This window comes from Mycolicibacterium psychrotolerans, assembly GCF_010729305.1.
Lineage (GTDB): Bacteria > Actinomycetota > Actinomycetes > Mycobacteriales > Mycobacteriaceae > Mycobacterium > Mycobacterium psychrotolerans.
Window position 1 is genome coordinate 844,770 of sequence record NZ_AP022574.1, and the last position, 18,656, is coordinate 863,425.

General features: G+C 67.0%; 16 protein-coding genes and 2 tRNA genes. 8 read left to right on the plus strand and 10 right to left on the minus strand.

Annotation, left to right across the window (positions count from 1 at the left end):
• Positions 1-8: 8 nt before the first annotated feature.
• From G6N45_RS04200 to dnaA, 10 genes are all read right to left on the minus strand, one after another.
• Positions 9-81: transfer RNA gene (locus G6N45_RS04200), tRNA-Ala, on the minus strand.
• Between the two features lie 134 nt (positions 82-215).
• A tRNA-Ile gene (locus tag G6N45_RS04205) sits at positions 216-289 on the minus strand.
• Between the two features lie 60 nt (positions 290-349).
• A complete protein-coding gene (locus G6N45_RS04210; protein WP_163720542.1) occupies positions 350-1,291 on the minus strand; it encodes a DUF3566 domain-containing protein in 942 nt (313 codons plus the stop codon).
• Between the two features lie 10 nt (positions 1,292-1,301).
• Positions 1,302-4,388: an intein-containing DNA gyrase subunit A gene (gyrA, locus tag G6N45_RS04215; RefSeq protein WP_163720543.1), complete on the minus strand. Its 3,087-nt coding sequence runs from the start codon at positions 4,386-4,388 to the stop codon at positions 1,302-1,304.
• A gap of 28 nt (positions 4,389-4,416) precedes the next feature.
• The gene (gene gyrB / locus G6N45_RS04220; RefSeq protein WP_163720544.1) at positions 4,417-6,444 is read right to left on the minus strand and encodes a DNA topoisomerase (ATP-hydrolyzing) subunit B; all 2,028 of its coding nucleotides are present in this window, start codon (positions 6,442-6,444) and stop codon (positions 4,417-4,419) included.
• A 235-nt stretch (positions 6,445-6,679) separates the two neighbouring features.
• Complete coding sequence (locus G6N45_RS04225) at positions 6,680-7,240, minus strand: DUF721 family protein (protein WP_163720545.1); 561 nt, start codon at positions 7,238-7,240, stop codon at positions 6,680-6,682.
• Positions 7,237-8,397, minus strand: a complete 1,161-nt coding sequence (recF, locus tag G6N45_RS04230) for a DNA replication/repair protein RecF (protein ID WP_163720546.1) — start codon at positions 8,395-8,397, stop codon at positions 7,237-7,239. The genes G6N45_RS04225 and recF overlap by 4 nt, the downstream gene beginning before the upstream one ends.
• A gap of 13 nt (positions 8,398-8,410) precedes the next feature.
• Positions 8,411-9,304 (minus strand): phosphogluconate dehydrogenase (NAD(+)-dependent, decarboxylating), encoded by an 894-nt coding sequence (gene gnd, locus G6N45_RS04235; protein ID WP_163720547.1) that lies wholly within the window; start codon positions 9,302-9,304, stop codon positions 8,411-8,413.
• A gap of 32 nt (positions 9,305-9,336) precedes the next feature.
• Positions 9,337-10,530 carry a DNA polymerase III subunit beta gene (gene dnaN, locus G6N45_RS04240; protein ID WP_179965269.1) on the minus strand — a complete coding sequence of 398 codons (1,194 nt, stop codon included), beginning with the start codon at positions 10,528-10,530 and terminating at the stop codon, positions 9,337-9,339.
• A gap of 561 nt (positions 10,531-11,091) precedes the next feature.
• Positions 11,092-12,591: a chromosomal replication initiator protein DnaA gene (gene dnaA, locus G6N45_RS04245; protein WP_163720549.1), complete on the minus strand. Its 1,500-nt coding sequence runs from the start codon at positions 12,589-12,591 to the stop codon at positions 11,092-11,094.
• 616 nt (positions 12,592-13,207) lie between these two features.
• Here dnaA and rpmH point away from each other — a divergent pair.
• From rpmH to G6N45_RS04285, 8 genes are all read left to right on the plus strand, one after another.
• Complete coding sequence (rpmH, locus tag G6N45_RS04250; RefSeq protein WP_014818477.1) at positions 13,208-13,351, plus strand: 50S ribosomal protein L34; 144 nt, start codon at positions 13,208-13,210, stop codon at positions 13,349-13,351.
• Between the two features lie 21 nt (positions 13,352-13,372).
• Complete coding sequence (gene rnpA / locus G6N45_RS04255) at positions 13,373-13,732, plus strand: ribonuclease P protein component (protein ID WP_163720550.1); 360 nt, start codon at positions 13,373-13,375, stop codon at positions 13,730-13,732.
• Positions 13,729-14,061 (plus strand): membrane protein insertion efficiency factor YidD, encoded by a 333-nt coding sequence (gene yidD / locus G6N45_RS04260; protein WP_163720551.1) that lies wholly within the window; start codon positions 13,729-13,731, stop codon positions 14,059-14,061. The genes rnpA and yidD overlap by 4 nt, the downstream gene beginning before the upstream one ends.
• Complete coding sequence (gene yidC, locus G6N45_RS04265; protein WP_163720552.1) at positions 14,054-15,154, plus strand: membrane protein insertase YidC; 1,101 nt, start codon at positions 14,054-14,056, stop codon at positions 15,152-15,154. Before yidD ends, yidC begins: the two co-directional genes overlap by 8 nt.
• Before the next feature lie 36 nt (positions 15,155-15,190).
• The gene (locus G6N45_RS04270; protein WP_163720553.1) at positions 15,191-15,736 is read left to right on the plus strand and encodes a Jag family protein; all 546 of its coding nucleotides are present in this window, start codon (positions 15,191-15,193) and stop codon (positions 15,734-15,736) included.
• Positions 15,737-15,810: 74 nt separating this feature from the next.
• Positions 15,811-16,494, plus strand: coding sequence for a 16S rRNA (guanine(527)-N(7))-methyltransferase RsmG (gene rsmG, locus G6N45_RS04275; RefSeq protein WP_163720554.1), 684 nt, complete (start codon positions 15,811-15,813; stop codon positions 16,492-16,494).
• Positions 16,395-17,432, plus strand: coding sequence for a ParA family protein (locus tag G6N45_RS04280; protein ID WP_246228869.1), 1,038 nt, complete (start codon positions 16,395-16,397; stop codon positions 17,430-17,432). The genes rsmG and G6N45_RS04280 overlap by 100 nt, the downstream gene beginning before the upstream one ends.
• 46 nt (positions 17,433-17,478) lie before the next feature.
• Positions 17,479-18,474 carry a ParB/RepB/Spo0J family partition protein gene (locus tag G6N45_RS04285; RefSeq protein WP_163720556.1) on the plus strand — a complete coding sequence of 332 codons (996 nt, stop codon included), beginning with the start codon at positions 17,479-17,481 and terminating at the stop codon, positions 18,472-18,474.
• Positions 18,475-18,656 lie beyond the last annotated feature (182 nt).

Below are 18,656 nucleotides of genomic sequence, written 5' to 3' on the forward strand. Positions count from 1 at the left end.
TCTGATTGTGGAGCCTAGGAGATTCGAACTCCTGACATCTGCCTTGCAAAGGCAGCGCTCTACCAACTGAGCTAAGGCCCCTCGTCAGGAAGGCGCATCGGCGAGTGTGTGCCACACCTCGGGGCTGTGCTGGGTCCGCCAGACCGCGAACCCGGCGACCGCGGCGATGCCCGCCGCGAGCAGCAGCACCACCTTCATCGATGTGTACCTTTCCGTGGGGCTAGGAGGACTCGAACCTCCGACCTCTTCGTTATCAGCGAAGCGCTCTAACCGCCTGAGCTATAGCCCCGTGCAACCGCATGGCCGAGCAGCGAGATTACCGCACGGACAACCCGTCTCCCAAACCAGCTCAGTCGCGGTCGGCCAGAGTGACCTCGACACCGCCCACGAGGTCGGTGGTGAGGTTGTAGATGAACGCCCCGATCGTCGCCCCGGCGGTCAGCAGAACGATGTTGACCAGCCCGATCAGGGCGGCGCCGCCGAAGATCGTGCCACTGGACACCAGCTCGCCACCGGAACTGCCGCTGGCACTGGTCAGCAGGTCACCGACGTTGCTGTTCAGCTTGCTCCACACACCCATCCCGCCGAGGACGAGGTACAGGAACGCCACCGCGATCATCCACACGAAGAACAGCGCCACCGACAGCACCAGCGACACCTTCAGCGCACTCCACGGGTCCACCCTGCGGATCTGCATGCTGGCGCGTACCGGCCCGGAGTGCTGGCGCGCACCGACCTGGACGGCACGGCCCGCCGACGCCTTCTGCGCCGGGCGGGCGGCCGGCTCGGACGCGGGACGTTCCGCCGGCTTGCGCTGCTGCGCCGGACGGGGCGGACCCGACAGGTCGGGCAGCTCACTGGCGTACGCCGCGCCACCCGTCTGTTCCGTGCGGGTGGGCGGCTCGGGACGGTGCGCCTCGGTACGCGTCGGGGGCTCCGGCCGGCTTCCGTCGGGACGGTTGGCCTCGGGACGGTTGGCCTCGGGACGGTTCCCCTCCGGACGGATCACCTCCGTGCGGTCACCACGCGGGGTCGACTCCGTGTCCTGGCCGCCGATGAAGCGGTTCAGCCGGGCGTCGAGACCACCCGGCGCGTCCGGTGCCTGCTGCTGACGGGCCCTGGCCGCGGGCCCGCGCTGCCACGGCGGCACGTCGCCGTGCTCGGCGCCGTGAGCGGGTCCGTGGGGCGGTGCCCCGGTGGGCGCCGGCGCCGGGGCGCCCTGTGACCCGTTGCCGGTGCCACCGGATGCCTCACCCGCGCGCGGGTGTCCCGGCTCGTTCGGTGAGCTCACAGACCGCTCCTCACTGCTCCGTCGTCGGTTCTTCACCGATGTCGGTGTCGACCTCGTCGGTACCGTCGCCCTCTTCGGCGTTGCGTGCGATGGCGATCAGGGTGTCGCCCTCACCGAGGTTCATCAAGCGGACACCCTTGGTCTGGCGGCCGGCCTTGCGAACCTGTCGCGCGGCGGTCCGGATGACGCCCCCACCTGAGGTGATGGCGTACAACTCGGTCTCGTCGTCGACGATCAACGCACCGACAAGAGTGCCACGACGCTTGTCGAACATGATGGTCAGCACCCCCTTGCCGCCGCGGCCCTGCACCGGGTACTCGTCGATGCCGGTGCGCTTGGCGTAGCCGCCCGACGTCGCGACCAGCAGATACGTGTCGGGCCGGACCACGTTCAGCGACAGCAGCGCGTCGTCGCCGTTGAACCGCATGCCCTGCACGCCCGACGTGGCGCGACCTATCGGGCGCAGCGCCTCATCGGTGGCCGAGAACCGGATCGACTGACCGTTGGCCGATACCAGCAGCAGGTCGTCGTCGCTGGAGCACAGCACCGCGCCGACGAGCTCGTCACCGTCGCGCAGGTTCACCGCGACGATGCCGCCCGACCGGTTGGAGTCGAAGTCGACCAGCCGCGACTTCTTCACCAGACCGTTGCGGGTGGCGAGCACGAGGTACGGCGCGTCCTCGTAGCCCTTGATCTGAATGACCTGGGCGATGCGCTCGTTGGGTTGGAACGCCAGAAGGTTCGCGACGTGCTGACCGCGCGCCGTGCGCGACGCCTCGGGCAGCTCGTAGGCCTTCGCCCGGTACACCCGGCCCTGCGTGGTGAAGAACAGGATCCAGTCGTGGGTGGAGCAGACGAAGAAGTGGTTGACGATGTCGTCCTGCTTGAGCCCGGCGCCCTGCACGCCCTTGCCGCCGCGCTTCTGGCTGCGGTACAGGTCCGTCTTGGTGCGCTTGGCGTAACCCGTCTCGGTGATCGTCACGACGACGTCCTCGCGGGCGATGAGATCCTCGTCGGCGACGTCGCCGTCGGCGGGAATGATGCGGGTGCGACGGTCGTCGCCGTATTTGTCGACGATCTCCTTGAGTTCGTCGCGCACGATGGCCCGCTGCCGTTCCGGCTTGGCCAGGATGTCCTCGAGATCGGCGATCTCGGCCTCGATCTTGGCCAGGTCGTCGACGATGCGCTGACGCTCCAGCGCGGCCAACCGGCGCAGCTGCATGTCCAGGATCGCCTGCGCCTGGATCTCGTCGATGTCGAGCAGCTCGATCAGGCCGGTGCGGGCGACCTCCACGGTTGCCGACGCGCGGATCAGCGCGATGACCTCGTCGAGCGCGTCGAGCGCCTTGACCAGACCGCGCAGGATGTGGGCCCGCTCGTTGGCCTTGCGCAACCGGTACGTGGTGCGCCGCACGATGACTTCGAGCTGGTGGTTGACGTAGTGGCGGATCAGCTGGTCAAGACGCAGCGTGCGCGGCACGCCGTCGACGATCGCCAGCATGTTGGCACCGAAGCTGGTCTGCAGCTGGGTGTGCTTGTAGAGGTTGTTCAGCACCACCTTCGCGACGGCGTCGCGCTTGATCTCGACGACGATGCGCAGACCGACCCGGTCGCTGGACTGGTCTTCGATGTTCGAGATTCCGCTGAGCTTGCCGTCGCGGACCTGTTCGGCGATCGAGGTGATGAAGTTGTCGTGGTTGACCTGATACGGCAGCTCGGTGATCACCAGCGAGGTGCGCCCGCGGGAGTCCTCTTCGATCTCCACGACACCGCGCATCCGGATGGATCCGCGGCCGGTGTTGTAGGTGTCGATGATCCCCTGGGAGCCGACGATCAATCCGTGGGTCGGGAAGTCGGGCCCCTTGACCCGTTCGCACACCGCGGCCAGCGTGGCTTCCTCGTCGGCCTCGTGGTTGTCGAGGCACCAGTACACCGCTTCGGCGAGCTCGCGCAGGTTGTGCGGGGGCATGTTGGTGGCCATGCCGACCGCGATGCCGCCTGAGCCGTTGGCCAGCAGGTTCGGGAACCGGCTGGGCAGGACCGTCGGCTCCTGCACTCGTCCGTCGTAGTTCGGAATGAAATCGACTGTCTCCTCGTCGATTTCACGCAGCATCTCCATCGCCAGCGGAGTGAGCCGTGCCTCGGTGTTGTGGCTGACGAAGCCATTGGTGATGAAGGAGTGGTCGTCGGTATCGACCCGCAGGCTGTACACGGGCTGCCATCCGGCATCAGTCACCGATACCACTCGCGCGTAGTAGAAGCGCCCGTCAGTGAGGTCGGCAGCAATGGCCTGCGCGTCCGGATCCTCGCCGTGTCGTTCGAAAAGGCGCGCGAGTGCACGGTTTATGACGGAATTCGAGAGATTTCGATCAGAAAGCGTACTTTCGGCGTGCATCACCGCGATGTCATCGGGTCTGATCTCCTCGATCAGCTTCCACAACAAAGTGGGCACTCCACCGACGTCGACGAGGCACAGAAGCGGGTGGTTGGCCGTGCCCGTGACCTCGTACCCTTCTGCAGTTCTCACGGTGAAGGTCTGGTGCTCGCCCGAGTGGAAAAGCTTGTCAGCAAGCACGGGGTTCCCGTGCCGATCCAGAACTTTGAGCTCGATGGCGTTGTCCGAATTCGGCCGTGCGCCAGGGACCACGTCACCGATTCGCACGGTCTGCCCGAAGGGAACGCGAACCTGGGCATCACCGGTGACGCAGTACCTCATGGCGGCCGGCGGGTCGTTACCAGGGGAGCCGAAATTGCCCTGACCGTCGACCAGCGGGTAGCGCAGCGACCACGGCTGCGCCATCCGGACCAGGGTGTCGTAGATCGACGAATCACCGTGGGGGTGATAGTTACCCATCGTCTCGGCGACCGAGCGGGCCGACTTCGCGTGTCCCCGATCGGGCCGGAAGCCGGAGTCGAACATCGCGTAGAGCACCCGACGGTGCACCGGCTTGAGCCCGTCCCGCACCTCGGGCAGCGCGCGGCCCACGATCACGCTCATGGCGTAGTCGATGTAGCTGCGCTGCATCTCCTGCTGGATGTCGACCGGCTCGATGCGGTCGCCGGCTTCGTCGCCCGGTGGCAGCGTGGTATCAGTCATGAAGTTTCCTATGCCTGGTCAAGAGTTCTTAAACGTCAAGGAAGCGAACGTCTTTGGCGTTGCGGGTGATGAAGCTGCGTCGTGCTTCGACGTCTTCACCCATCAGGATCGAGAACAGTTCGTCGGCCGCGGCGGCGTCGTCGAGCGTCACCTGACGCAGCACCCGCACCGACGGATCCATCGTGGTCTCCCACAGTTCCTTGGCATCCATCTCGCCCAGACCCTTGTAGCGCTGGATGCCGTCTTCGACGTTGATCCGCTTGCCGGCCGCGCGCCCGGCCTCGAGCAGGCCGTCGCGCTCGCGATCGGAGTATGCGAACTCCGGCTCGCTGCGTTGCCACTTCAGCTTGTACAGCGGAGGCTGCGCCAGGAAGATATGGCCATTCTCCACAAGCGGTTTCATGAACCGGAACAGCAGGGTCAGCAGCAGCGTCGAGATGTGCTGGCCGTCCACGTCGGCGTCGGCCATCAGCACGATCTTGTGGTAGCGCAGCTTGGCGATGTCGAACTCGTCGTGGATACCGGTGCCCAGAGCGGTGATGATCGCCTGGACTTCGGTGTTCTTCAGCACGCGGTCGATGCGGGCCTTCTCGACGTTGATGATCTTGCCGCGCAGCGGCAGGATCGCCTGGAACATCGAGTCCCGGCCGCTCTTGGCCGAACCACCGGCCGAGTCGCCCTCCACCACATACAGTTCGGACTTGCTCGGATCGGTCGAGCGGCAGTCGGCCAGCTTGCCGGGCAGTCCGCCGATGTCGGTGGCACTCTTGCGGCGCACCAGCTCACGCGCCTTACGCGCCGCCATGCGGGCCTGCGCCGACGAAACCGCCTTGTTGACAACGGTTTTCGCCTCGGCCGGATTGGCCTCGAACCAGTGGGTGAGCTGCTCGTTGCAGATCTTCTGGACGAAGGACTTGACCTCGGTGTTGCCCAGCTTGGTCTTGGTCTGACCCTCGAACTGCGGCTGGGACACCTTCACCGAGATGACCGCGGCCAGGCCCTCGCGGATGTCGTCACCGGTGAGGTTCGGATCCTTCTCCTTGAGCAGCTTCTTGTCCTTGGCGTACTTGTTGACCACCGACGTGAGCGCGGCCCGGAAACCCTCTTCGTGGGTGCCGCCCTCGTGGGTGTTGATCGTGTTCGCGAACGTGTGCACCGACTCCGAGTAGCCGGCGTTCCACTGCATCGCGATCTCGACCTCGTGACCGGGGCCCTTGCCGTCGAAGTCGATGACGCTTGGCTGGATCGCGGTCTTGGTGCGGTTGATGTGCTTGACGAAATCGACCAGCCCCCCGGGGTAGTGGAACACCCGGTGCTTGACCTTCTGCGGGGCCGACTGTTCGGCCGCCTTCTCCTCGGCGGACTTGGGGGCCTCGGCGTGGTCGCTGACGACGTCGTCGACCACCTCTTCAGGAGCCACCCGCTCGTCAGTGAGCTCGATGGTCAGCCCCTTGTTCAGGAAGGCCATCTCCTGCAGTCGACGGGCGATCGTCTCGAAGTCGTAGTTCGTGGTCTCGAAGATGTCCGGGTCGGCCCAGAACCGGATGGTGCTGCCGGTCGTGTTGGTCTTCTCGCCCTGCCGCAGCGTTCCCGGCACCGAGCGGTCGTAGGTCTGGAACCACTCGTGGCCGTCCTTGCGGATATCGGCCTCGAGCCGCGTGGACAACGCGTTCACCACGGACACGCCGACGCCGTGCAGACCGCCGGACACCTGGTAGGCACCCTCCTCGAACTTGCCGCCGGCGTGCAGCACGGTCATCACGACGTCGATGGTGGGGATTCCGGTGGAGTGCATCGCGACGGGGATGCCACGGCCGTCGTCGGTGACCTGGACTCCGCCGTCTTCGAGGATCCGCACGTCGACCTTGGTGGCGAAGCCGGCCATCGCCTCGTCGACGGCGTTGTCCACGACCTCCCAGATCAGGTGGTGCAGGCCGCGCTCGCCGGTCGACCCGATGTACATGCCCGGACGTTTGCGGACCGCTTCCAGACCTTCGAGGACCTTGATCGAGTCGGCGCCGTACTCGGTCGGACCATTCTTCTTCTGGGCAGCCACGTTGGACGCGTCTCCTTGGGTCTTGGGCAGGCGAAGGCCTGCACGGGGGATCCGACGACCCCCTCGCGGATCACCGTCACAGTCTACCGAAACTTGCCGTCAGGACCGATTCAGGAACCGCGTTTTGAGATACCTAATCGCGCCGTGCGCCGATTTTTCCGGCAGAAGATAGGTCTTGACGCTTCGGAAAGTCGGCGATCGCGTTCTGGCGGCTCTCAGACAACAGCGCTACGGCTCATCCATAGGTGTCGCGGGGGCCACGTCCCGGCACCCGGTAGGGGCCCTTGCGCCAGGACGGCCCGACGGGCCCGACGATCTTCACCGAGGTCACGACACCGTCGCCGACCGCCGCGGCGATCTTGGCCAGCAGCTGGGCCTGCACCATGCGCAGCTGGGTCGCCCACGCCGTCGACTCCGCCGACACCGTGAGCACACCTTCGTTGAGTGAGGCCGGAGCGGCGTGGTCGGCGATCTGATCACCTACGACCTCCCGCCAGCGCCCGAACACAGCACCTTCGGCGACCCGGCCGGACCATCCCCGGCTGCGCGCGACCTCACTACTGGCCGCCCCGAACGGTTGGGGATCCCTGCTGTCGGGTCCCGGCCCGGACCACCGGCGCCTGCTTGCGGCCCCGCCCGTGCGCCGCGGTGCCGGCGACGTCCGGCCGCGGCCAACGTTCTTACCCTGCTCGCGGGCCGCTCCCCGGGCTTCCTCCAGGGCGCGGCGCACCAGATCCATCCCCTTGAGATGGGCGAGATGCGCCGGGGGCTCCACCGGTTCGTCGCCGTCGGTCATCGCACCACCTCGGAGATCCGGCCGGCGTCGTCGTCGCGCATCGTGATCTCGACACGGCGCGCATCCCAGTCCGCCGGGATGTCGTCGTGCACGGCCGCGGTCACCAGCACCTGTTCGGCCGTCGCGGCCACCTGGGCGAGCGCTTCGCGGCGCGCGGTGTCGAGTTCGGCGAACACGTCGTCGAGCAGCAGCACCGGATCGCTCCCTTCCGTGCGCAACAGTTCATAGGCGGCCAGCCGCAACGCCAGTGCCATCGACCACGATTCGCCGTGACTGGCAAAGCCTTTGGTCGGTTGGTCACCCAGCCTCAGGTCCAGATCATCCCGGTGGGGTCCGACAAGGCACACGCCGCGCTCGAGTTCGGCGTCGCGGCGACGGCTCAGCGCATCCAGCAGCGCGGCCTCGAACACCTCGGCGTCGGCGTTGCCGGCGGCCGCCTCGGCCTCGACAACCTCGACGCCGCTGCGATACCTGATCGATGCGGGCCTCGACGATGGTGCCAGCAACTGGTAAGCCTTCTCCACTTCGGGAGCGAGCTCGTGGACCAGCTCGACACGCGCCGAAATCAGTTGTGCACCATGGGAAGCCAGGTGACCGTCCCAGACGTCGAGGGTGTCGAGCGCGCTCCGGTCACCGCGGAAGCGGGCCCCGGAGGCGGTCTTGAGCAGCGCGGTCCGCTGGCGCACGACCTTGTCGTAATCGGCTCGCACACCGGCGATCCGGGGCCGCCGCGTGGTCGCCAGCTCGTCGAGATAGCGCCTGCGGTCACCCGGATCACCGCGGACCAGCGCGAGGTCCTCCGGAGCGAAGAGCACCGCGCGCAGGACGCCGAGGATCTCGCGGGCCGACCGGACGGGGGAGCGGTTCAGCCGGGCCTTGTTCGCACGGCCCGACGTGATGTCGAGATCGACGGCGAGCTCGCGTCCCTCGCTCACGACGATCGTCGAGATCACCGCACGGTCGGCACCGGCGCGGATCAGGGGCGCGTCGGTGGCCACCCGGTGCGACCCGAGCGTCGACGAATACCACAGTGCCTCGATGAGATTCGTCTTGCCGTAACCGTTCGGTCCGACGAAGACGGTACGGCCGGGCTCGAGGTCGAGTTCCGCCCGAGGCCAGGACCGGAAGTCTGTCAGCGCCAGGCGACGTACGTGCACGGGTCCGCCCCGGTCACCCGGATTCGCTCACTCGTTTGACGGCATGGCCACCGAACTGGTTGCGCAGGGCGGCCACCGCCTTCATGGTGGGGGAGTCCTCCTGGCGCGACAGGAACCGCGCGAACAACGCCGCCGCGATGCTCGGCACCGGCACCCGCAGCCGGATCGCCTCTTCGACGGTCCATCGCCCTTCGCCGGAATCCTCGGTGTAGCCGCTGATGTCGTTGAGGCCCGGGTCTTCCTTGAGTGCCTTGGCCAGCAATTGCTGCAGCCAGGACCGCACCACGGTCCCGTTGGACCACGCCTGGTACACGGCCTGCGGATCGCGCACCAGATCTTCGGCCGCCAGCATCTCGTAGCCTTCGGCGTAGGCCGTCATCAACGCGTATTCCACGCCGTTGTGCACCATCTTGGCGAAATGCCCCGCACCGACCGGGCCGACGTGGACGAATCCGTCTTCGACCGGACCCGGCGGCCGCAGCGCATCGAAGATCGGCATGGCGCGCGCGACGTCGGCGTCGTCGCCGCCGACCATCAGCCCATACCCTTCGTTCAGGCCCCAGATCCCGCCTGACACGCCGGCATCGATGAACGCAATTCCCTTCTCCGCCAACAACTTCGCGTGCGGTGCGTCCTCGGTGTAGCGGGAGTTGCCGCCGTCGATCACCAGATCGCCGTCACCGAGCACCTGGGCCAGCTCGGTGATGGTCTGATCGGTGATCGTTCCGGACGGGACCATCACCCACACCACCCGCGGTGCGGGCAGCGCTGCAGCCAGGTCGGCGAGCGAGGCGACATCGGAGACCTCGGGTCGCGGGTCGTAACCCACGACGTCGTGGCCACCCTCGCGGAGACGGGCCCGCATGTTGAACCCCATTTTGCCCAGGCCGATCAGACCCAGCTGCATGTCAGCGCCCCTCCTGTAATCGATGCTGCCGGTCAGCCGGGAAGGCGCACCGGCATCAGCAGATAGACGTAATCGGTCTGCGCGGCCGGGAACGGTCCGGACCCGCCGGCACCGGCCTCGTCTTGACCGGCCGGACGCAGCACCGCGGGCCGGCTGGGTGTGGTGAAGCCGAACGTCACGCGCTCGGTACGAAGCGAGCCCAGACCGTCGGTGAGGTAGGTGGGGTTGAACGCGATGGTCAGCGGATCGCCGGAGAACTCGACCGGCAGGTCCTCCTCGGCCCGGCCCACGTCGTCGGCGCCGGCCGACAACCGCAGCACGTCGTCGGCGAACTCCATCCGCACCTGCGCTCCACGGTCGGCGACCAGTGCCACGCGTTTGATCGCCTCGGTCAGTTCGGCGACACCGATGGTCGCCACCGCAGTGTGCTCGGTGGGCAGCAGCTGGCGGAACTTCGGAAACTCTGCGTCCAGCAGCCGTGTGGTGCTGCGCTTGCCCTTGCTGCGGATGCCCAGCAGCCCCTCTTTGCCGACTGTCGGACCGGATCCGAGTGACAGATGCACCTCGTTGCCGTCGGTCCCGGCCTTGGCGGCCTCGGCCAACGTCTTGGCCGGCACCAGAACCGCGGCCTCGACACCGGGGGTGGACGTCGACCACGTCAGTTCGCGCACGGCCAGGCGGAACCGGTCGGTGGCGGCCAAAACCACTTTCTCGCCGGAGATCTCGACGCGGACGCCGGTCAGCATCGGCAGGGTGTCGTCCCGGCCGGCGGCGACCGCGACCTGGCCGATGGCCTCGGCGAACAGGTCGGCCGAGATCACGCCGGTCTCGTCGGGCAGGGTGGGCAGCGTCGGGTAGTCCTCGACGGCCATGGTCGGCAGCGAGAAGCGGGCGCTGCCGCAGGTCAGGGCGACGCGAGTGCCTTCGACGCTGACGTCGACCGGCTTGGCCGGGAGCGCGCGCACGATGTCGGACAGCAGCCGACCGGACACCAAAACGCTTCCCGGAGAAGCGATTTCGGCGGCGATCTGCACCTCGGCCGAGACTTCGTAGTCGAAGCCGGAGATGGTGAGCCCCTCATCGGAGCCGGTCAGCAGCACACCGGCGAGCACGGGCACCGTCGGCCTCGACGGGAGATTACGCGCGACCCAGGCCACCGCGTCGGCGAACTCCTCGCGGCTCAACCGGAACTTCAAGTCCGTGAGACCTGCCGTTGTCGTCGCCACGTTCATAGCGTCCCTTCGATGTGCACCCCGATGAAGCTTTGAGCAGCGGTTTCCTGGACTGACACACCGCGCCGCTGTGACACGCTGCGACGACCGGAAGGGCTGTCGATGAACCACCGTAGAGCTTTCGGCCCCAACTTGAAAGCTAAACGATCGCGCCGACATGTGGGCGGCGAGCGGCCCCATCGGGGCCGTGAGGTTCCGCTTTCCCCAGCAGGCTTCTTCGAGAAGAAATTTCTAGAGAGAAATGAGCAGTAGTACTAGGTGCTGTGCATTCTGGGGACAGCCCGGCGTCCCCGCAGGCCAGCGCGCGTGGGCAGGTGTGGACACGCTGTGTATCGCGCCGGGCGGGTCGGTGAGACGTTGGGGATGAACCACGAATTGTGGACGAACTGTCCGCAGCGATGGGGAGTTGACCGCAGCTTGTCCACAAATCGTCCACAGCGCAGCACTGTGACGGGTGAGACCAACGGGATCAAAGTTTTTCGGCCGCCGGGCACATCGGAGAGAGAAAAACACCCTCCACCGCCGTGCGGTGAAGGGTGAGGTCGGGCGACGCGGTCAGCGCTTGGCGCGCTGCCGGATCCGGGTGGTGAGTTCCTTGACGTGATCGAACACCTCACGCCGCTCGGCCATCTCACCGCGAATCTTCTTCTCCGCGTACATGACCGTGGTGTGGTCGCGGCCGAACGCCTGGCCGATCTTGGGCAGCGACAGGTCGGTCAGCTCGCGGCACAGATACATCGCGATCTGCCGGGACTGGGCCAGTGCCCGGGTCTTACCGGGCCCCCGCAACTCGTCGACGCTGGTCTCGAAGTACTCCGCGGTGGCCGCCATGATCGCCGCGGTGCTGATCTGCATCGTCGACGAATCGGAGATCAGGTCGCGCAGCACGATCTCGGCCAGCGACTTGTCGATCGAGGTCTTGTTCAGCGAGGCGAACGCGGTCACCCGGATCAACGCGCCTTCGAGTTCGCGGATGTTGCGCTCGATGCGGCTGGCGATCAACTCGAGCACGTCGTCGGGCACATCGAGGCGATCCATCTGCGCCTTCTTACGCAGGATCGCGATGCGCGTCTCCAACTCGGGCGGTTGGACGTCGGTGATCAGGCCCCACTCGAAGCGGGTCCGGAGCCTGTCCTCCAGCGTGGCCAGCTGTTTGGGCGGGCGGTCCGAGGAGATGACGATCTGCTTGTTCGCGTTGTGCAGCGTGTTGAACGTGTGGAAGAACTCTTCCTGGATGCCGTCTTTGCCCTCGATGAACTGGATGTCATCGACGAGCAGCACGTCGATGTCGCGGTAGGTGCGTTTGAACGACGCCCGTCGGTCATCGCGCAACGAGTTGATGAAGTCGTTGGTGAATTCCTCGGTGGAGACGTACTTGACGCGCATCCCGGGAAAGAGCCGCTGGGCGTAGTTGCCGGCCGCATGCAGCAGATGGGTCTTGCCCAGACCGGACTCGCCCCAGATGAACAGCGGGTTGTAGGCGCGCGCCGGCGCTTCGGCGATGGCCAGCGACGCGGCGTGGGCGAACCGGTTGGATGCGCCGATCACGAACGTGTCGAAGGTGTAGCGCCGGTTGAGGTTGATCGCGGTGGGATCGTCGCTGGTGGTGTTCTGCGCGCGGTTGGCGAAGTACCTCGGCCAGTTCTCTTCGGCGCTCGCCCGGGCGGCGAGGTCGTCGTCGACCAGGTCGTTGGGGTCGTCGTCGTCATCGGCGGCGTGTGGGGCGGGCGCCGGGGTGAATCCGTTGTGCGCGTCGGTGCCGCCGGCCGGTTCGGGGTCGGCGATCCGCACGCCCAACTCGACGCGCTGCCCGAGTTGACGGCTGAGGGCGGCGACGATCGGCTCACGCAGATGGCGTTCGATCTCGTTCTGCACGAACGGGGTCGGTACCGACAGCAGCGCGAACCCCTCGGTGATGACGAGCGGCTGCACCATCTTCAGCCATGCGCGCTGCTGCGGAGTGAGGGAACCGTTGGCTGTGCTGCCGTCACCGTTGAGTTCGGTGACCACGTTGTTCCAGATGGAGACGAAGGGTGGGTCGGGGTCAGCTGTCAAGGACTAGCACCCCCTACCAGCCGGCGCACGGACGGCCAAAAAACGGTGACGAACTGTCCACAAAGTTATCCACAGGTTGTGGAAAGTGAAAGTTCGTCGTCGTTAGGTTGTCTACCGGCGGGGACGCCGTGGGTCGGAGCTCGGCACCAGGTGGGTACACGCAGTGGGCTCGCGGCCGAGTGGGTCGTCCTCGCTTCGTTGTCTTTCGCCGTTCCGGCGTGGAAGCGGCATTGCCAGAAGCTAACAGTTTTCTCTCCGAGTGCCAACAGTTCTGCAACATTGCGAGAAACCGGAATGCGGTCTGGCTCAATCGTTCCAGAAGAACGTGACGGCTGTGGTGCATGTGATGCCGCTGACGTGGTCGGGAGTTCTGTGAGTCCGCGCTCCTGCGCGGCGTCGGGGCGGGTGGGCGCAGGTTTGACCCGGCGAATTCTCGTCAGTACCCTCGAACAGTCGCCCGCACGTGGCGATACGGCTGCGATCCGGCGTGTGCCGGGGACCGCGCTGGCAAGAACAGCGAGACCGACGAGCTTACCAACGGCCGACGGCGTCCTGCCTGTCATGAGCAATCATGCGGGCAGAGGCGTGGGGGCCAGACCGACGAGGAGTGACTGCCGTGGCCAAGGGCAAGCGGACCTTCCAGCCCAACAACCGCCGCCGGGCCAGGGTGCACGGTTTCCGGTTGCGGATGCGCACGCGCGCGGGCCGCGCGATCGTGTCCGATCGGCGCCGCAAGGGCCGTCGTTCTCTGACTGCGTGACGCGGCGCAAGGTCTGACGCGGTGCTTCCGGCGCAGAACCGGATGACGCGGTCGACCGAGTTCGGTGCCACAGTGAGTCGAGGGACGCGGGCGGCGCAGCCCGACCTCGTCGTGTACTGCCTGCGTTCTGATCAGACCGAGGAAACCGGACCCCGGATCGGCTTGGTGGTCTCCAAGGCGGTCGGCAATGCTGTGCAGCGGCACCAGGTATCACGCCGGTTGCGGCATGTGGCGCGCACCGTGCTACCTGACCTGGACTCCGCGGATCGCGTCGTCATCCGTGCGCTGCCGGGTAGCCGGCGGGCGATCTCCCCGCGACTGGAACAGGAACTGCGCACCGCGCTGCAGCGGATCCGGACCCGCACCGGAGCGTCCTCGTGACCTCTCCTCCGGTCCGCGCCGCGGTGTTCCTCATCCAGCTCTACCGCACTACCATCTCCCCGCTGCGTCTGCCGACGTGCCGCTTCACGCCGACCTGCAGTCAGTACGCCGTCGAGGCCCTGACCGAATTCGGGCTGGTACGCGGCGGCTGGCTGGCACTGGTCCGTCTGCTCAAGTGCGGTCCATGGCATAACGGAGGGTGGGATCCGATACCGGATCGCGGTATCGAGCGCGAACGTCACAGTGACGCCACAGCCGAAGGGTCAGGTGGCGCAGCCGAAGACCGGGGTGTGCCGGTTCAGCAAGGGAAGAGTCTGCCGCGTGTTTAACTTCTTCAGCCTCGACATCATCTACTACCCGGTGTCGGGGATCATGTGGGTCTGGTACAAGGCGTTCGCCTTCCTCCTGGGCCCGTCCAACTTCTTCGCCTGGGCGCTGTCGGTGATGTTCCTGGTGTTCACCCTGCGCGCGATCCTCTACAAGCCGTTCGTCCGGCAGATCCGGACCACTCGCCAGATGCAGGAGCTCCAGCCTCAGATCAAGGCGCTGCAGAAGAAGTACGGCAAGGACCGGCAGAAGATGGCGCTGGAGATGCAGAAGCTGCAGCGCGAGCACGGGTTCAACCCGATCCTCGGCTGCCTACCGATGCTCGCGCAGATCCCGGTGTTCCTCGGCCTCTATCACGTGCTGATGTCCTTCAACCGGACCCAGACCGGCATCGGGCGCCTCGGTCTGTCGGTGGAGGAGAACCGCAGCCTCGGCAACTACTTCTTCAGTGCCACCGACGTGGGCCACTTCCTGGACGCGAACCTGTTCGGCGCGCCGCTGGGCGCGACGATGATCCAGAAGCACGGTCTGGAGGCGTTCACCGAGTTCCACCGGCCCGCCGTGATCGCCGTCGGTGTGCCGATCATGATCGCGGCCGGTATCGCGACGTACTTCAACAGCCGGGCATCGGTGGCACGCCAGAGTCCCGAGGCGGCCGCCAATCCGCAGACCGCGATGATGAACAAGCTTGCGCTGTACGTGTTCCCGCTGGGCGTCGTCGTCGGCGGTCCGTTCCTGCCGCTGGCGATCATCCTGTACTGGTTCTCGAACAACATCTGGACGTTCGGTCAGCAGCACTACGTGTTCGGCCGGATCGAGAAGGAAGAAGAGCAGAAGAAGCAGGAGGCCATCGAGCGACGCGCGGCCAACGCGCCGGGGCCGGGGGCCAAGCCGAGCCGGAAGAAGAAGGCCGGTGCGGACGCCGAGCCGGGAGCCGCCGACGGCGTGGAGATCACGGAGTCCGCAGCGGTCGAGGAGCCTGCGTCGCCGGCTGACGTGACGGACGGAGACGGTGTGAACAAGTCCGCGGCACGGAACGGGTCGGTGAACCGAACCCCCAGACCGGGCGCCCGGCCGAAGAAGCGGAAACGTTGACGCGCGGGTGACCGCGAACGAGGGAGAGGTGTATCCATGACGAATTCAGAAGCTGTGACCACGGACGAGACGACCGTCGAGGAGACCGTCGAGGAGGCCGCCGAGCCGACGACGAATCTCGAGGACAAGTTGGTCGCCGAAGGCGAGATCGCCGGCGACTACCTCGAGGAGCTGTTGGATCTGCTCGATTTCGACGGCGACATCGACCTGGACGTCGAGGGCGACCGTGCGGTCGTGAGCATCGACGGGGGGGGAGACCTGACGAAACTGGTCGGCCGGAAGGGCGAGGTGCTCGACGCGCTGCAGGAGCTGACCCGGCTCGCGGTGCATCAGAAGACCGGCGAGCGGAGCCGGCTGATGCTCGACATCGCGCAGTGGCGTCAGCGCCGGCGCGACGAGCTGGCCGCGCTCGGCAACAAGGTGGCCCAGCGGGTGCTGGAGACCGGCGAGCGCGAGGAGCTCTCTCCGATGACGCCGTTCGAGCGCAAGATCGTGCACGACGCCGTAGCGGGTGTCGCGGGCGTGCACAGCGAGAGCGAGGGCGTCGAGCCGTCGCGTCGCGTCGTCGTGCTCGTCGACTGATCCACCCACGAGTTACATCGATGTAGTTCTCGGAGGCGGGCAATCGCCGGGCGCACATGCGGAGGATGTTTCACGTGAAACATGCGGAGGTGCCACCACCGCCACCGGCGGTCGGCGCTGTCTTCGGTGACGCCGTGGACTCCGCGGTCGCCTACGCGGAGATCCTCGCCGGCGCTGGTGTGGAGCGGGGGCTGCTCGGGCCTCGCGAGGTCGACCGCGTGTGGGACCGTCATGTCCTCAACAGCGCGGTGGTCGGTGAAGTCCTGGGCCAGGACGAGACGGTCGTCGACATCGGCAGTGGAGCGGGTCTGCCCGGAATACCCTTGGCGCTGGCCCGCCCGGACCTTCGGGTCACGCTCGTCGAGCCGCTGCTACGCCGCAGCGATTTCCTGCGGGAGGCGATCGAAGAGCTCGGTATCGGATGCGTGGTGGTCCGCGGCCGGGCTGAGGATCGCACCGTCCGGGACGCCGCGGGTGAGAAGGACGTGGTGGTGTCGAGGGCCGTGGCGTCGCTCGACAAACTGAGCAAGTGGAGTGTCCCGCTGCTGCGACCGGGCGGAAGGATGCTGGCGATCAAGGGCGAGCGTGCTGCCGACGAGGTGCAGCAGCACCGGCGGTCGATGGCGGCGCTGGGTCTGACCGAGGTAGAGGTGAGGACATGTGGCGCTCAATACGTGGATCCGCCCGCGACAGTGGTCGTAGGGTTGCTGCAAGCGGAGCGGCGCCGCCGGTCTCCGGCGGGAAGGAGACAGCGGTGACGTCTACGGCGGGGGAACCCGGCCCGGCACCGACCGATGTTTCACGTGAAACGTGGAACACACAGGAGTTCGATACGCCGATCGGCGCGGAGGCGGAGCGCGCCGTGCGACTCATGCACGCCGCCACCGAGGGGCAGCTACCCAAGCCGGCGCGTCAGCGCATCTTCACGGTGGCCAACCAGAAGGGCGGCGTCGGCAAGACGACGACGGCGGTCAACATCGCCGCGGCGCTGGCGCTGCAGGGCGCCCGCACCCTCGTCATCGACCTCGACCCCCAGGGCAACGCCAGCACCGCGCTGGGCATTGAGCACCGACCCGGCACCCCCTCGTCGTACGAAGTGCTCATCGGCGAGATTCCGGTCGAGGCTGCGCTGCAGCGGAGTCCGCACAGTGAGCGCCTGTTCTGTGTGCCGGCCACGATCGATCTCGCAGGCGCGGAGATCGAGTTGGTCAGCATGGTCGCCCGCGAAGGCCGCCTGCGCACCGCGCTCGCCGAACTGAAGCACCACGACTTCGACTACGTCTTCATCGACTGCCCGCCGTCGCTCGGGCTGCTGACCATCAACGCGCTCGTCGCCGCGCCCGAGGTGCTCATCCCGATCCAGTGCGAGTACTACGCGTTGGAGGGCGTCGGCCAGTTGCTCCGCAACATCGAGATGGTGAAGGCCCACCTGAACCCCGAACTCAACGTCACCACGGTGGTGCTGACGATGTATGACGGCCGCACCAAGTTGGCCGATCAGGTGGCGATGGACGTCCGTGCGCACTTCGGCGACAAGGTGCTGCGCACGGTGATTCCGCGCAGCGTCAAGGTGTCCGAGGCGCCCGGCTACGGCATGACGATCATCGACTACGACCCGGGCTCCCGGGGGGCGATGAGCTATCTCGACGCGAGCCGCGAACTGGCCCAACGCGGTGCGCCCGGGCAGGCGCAATGACGCCCTTCGACACCAGCAGCGGCGCGACGATCAGAGAAGGACACCCATGAACAACCCGGCACGCAAGCGCAGTGGACTCGGCCGGGGGCTGGCCTCCCTCATCCCGACCGGCCCCGCCGAGGGTGACGAGCCGGCGACGACAGGTCCGCGCATGGGTGCAGCCGCAGCCGATGCGGTGTTCGGATCGTCGCCCACGAACACCGAGCCTGCCGCCCCCATCAGCGAGGTGGGCGCGGTGTACCGCGAGATCGCGCCGTCTCACATCGATCCCAACCCGCGCCAGCCGCGCCAGGCCTTCGACGAAGAGGCGCTGAGCGAGCTCGTGCACTCGATCCGCGAGTTCGGTCTCATGCAGCCGATCGTTGTGCGTGCAGTCCCCGGCGATGGGGCGCCCCGCTATCAGCTGGTGATGGGGGAGCGGCGCTGGCGGGCCGCCCAGCAGGCCGGCGTCGCGACCATCCCGGCGATCGTCCGGGAGACCGCCGATGACAGCATGCTGCGTGACGCCCTGCTGGAGAACATCCACCGCGTGCAGCTCAACCCCTTGGAAGAAGCGGCGGCCTATCAGCAGCTGCTCGAAGAGTTCGCCGTCACTCACGACGAACTCGCCGCCCGGATCGGCCGGTCGCGACCGGTGATCACGAACATGATCCGGCTGCTGCGCCTGCCGATCGCCGTGCAGCGGCGGGTGGCGGCTGGTGTGCTGTCCGCCGGCCACGCGCGGGCCCTGCTCGCGCTCGAGGGCGGACCCGAACAGCAGGAGGAGTTGGCGGCCCGCATCGTCGCCGAGGGACTGTCGGTGCGAGCCACCGAGGAAGCCGTCACATTGGCGAACCGGGAGGAGCCGGGTGCCCCGCCGGCGCCGCGCCGCAAGCCCATCCAGATGCCGGGCCTGCAGGATGTCGCCGAACAGCTCTCCTCGGCCTTCGACACCCGCGTCACCGTGAGTCTGGGCAAACGCAAGGGCAAGATTGTCGTCGAGTTCGGGTCCGTCGACGATCTGCAACGGATCGTGGAGTTGATGAACTCGTCGACCCAGTGACCGGTCACACGCGGGAATTACGTCACTGTGACACTGGGAGGGCCGGAAAGCCCGACGACCGACGCGGGGGAGGGAAAGGTGCTGTGCGGCAGATGAATTCGACGTCGGGCCCGCAACGGGCGGCGAAGTGCCGGCGCACCGGGCCGACAGCGCCGGAGCCTTCTATCCTGAAGGGGCAGCCG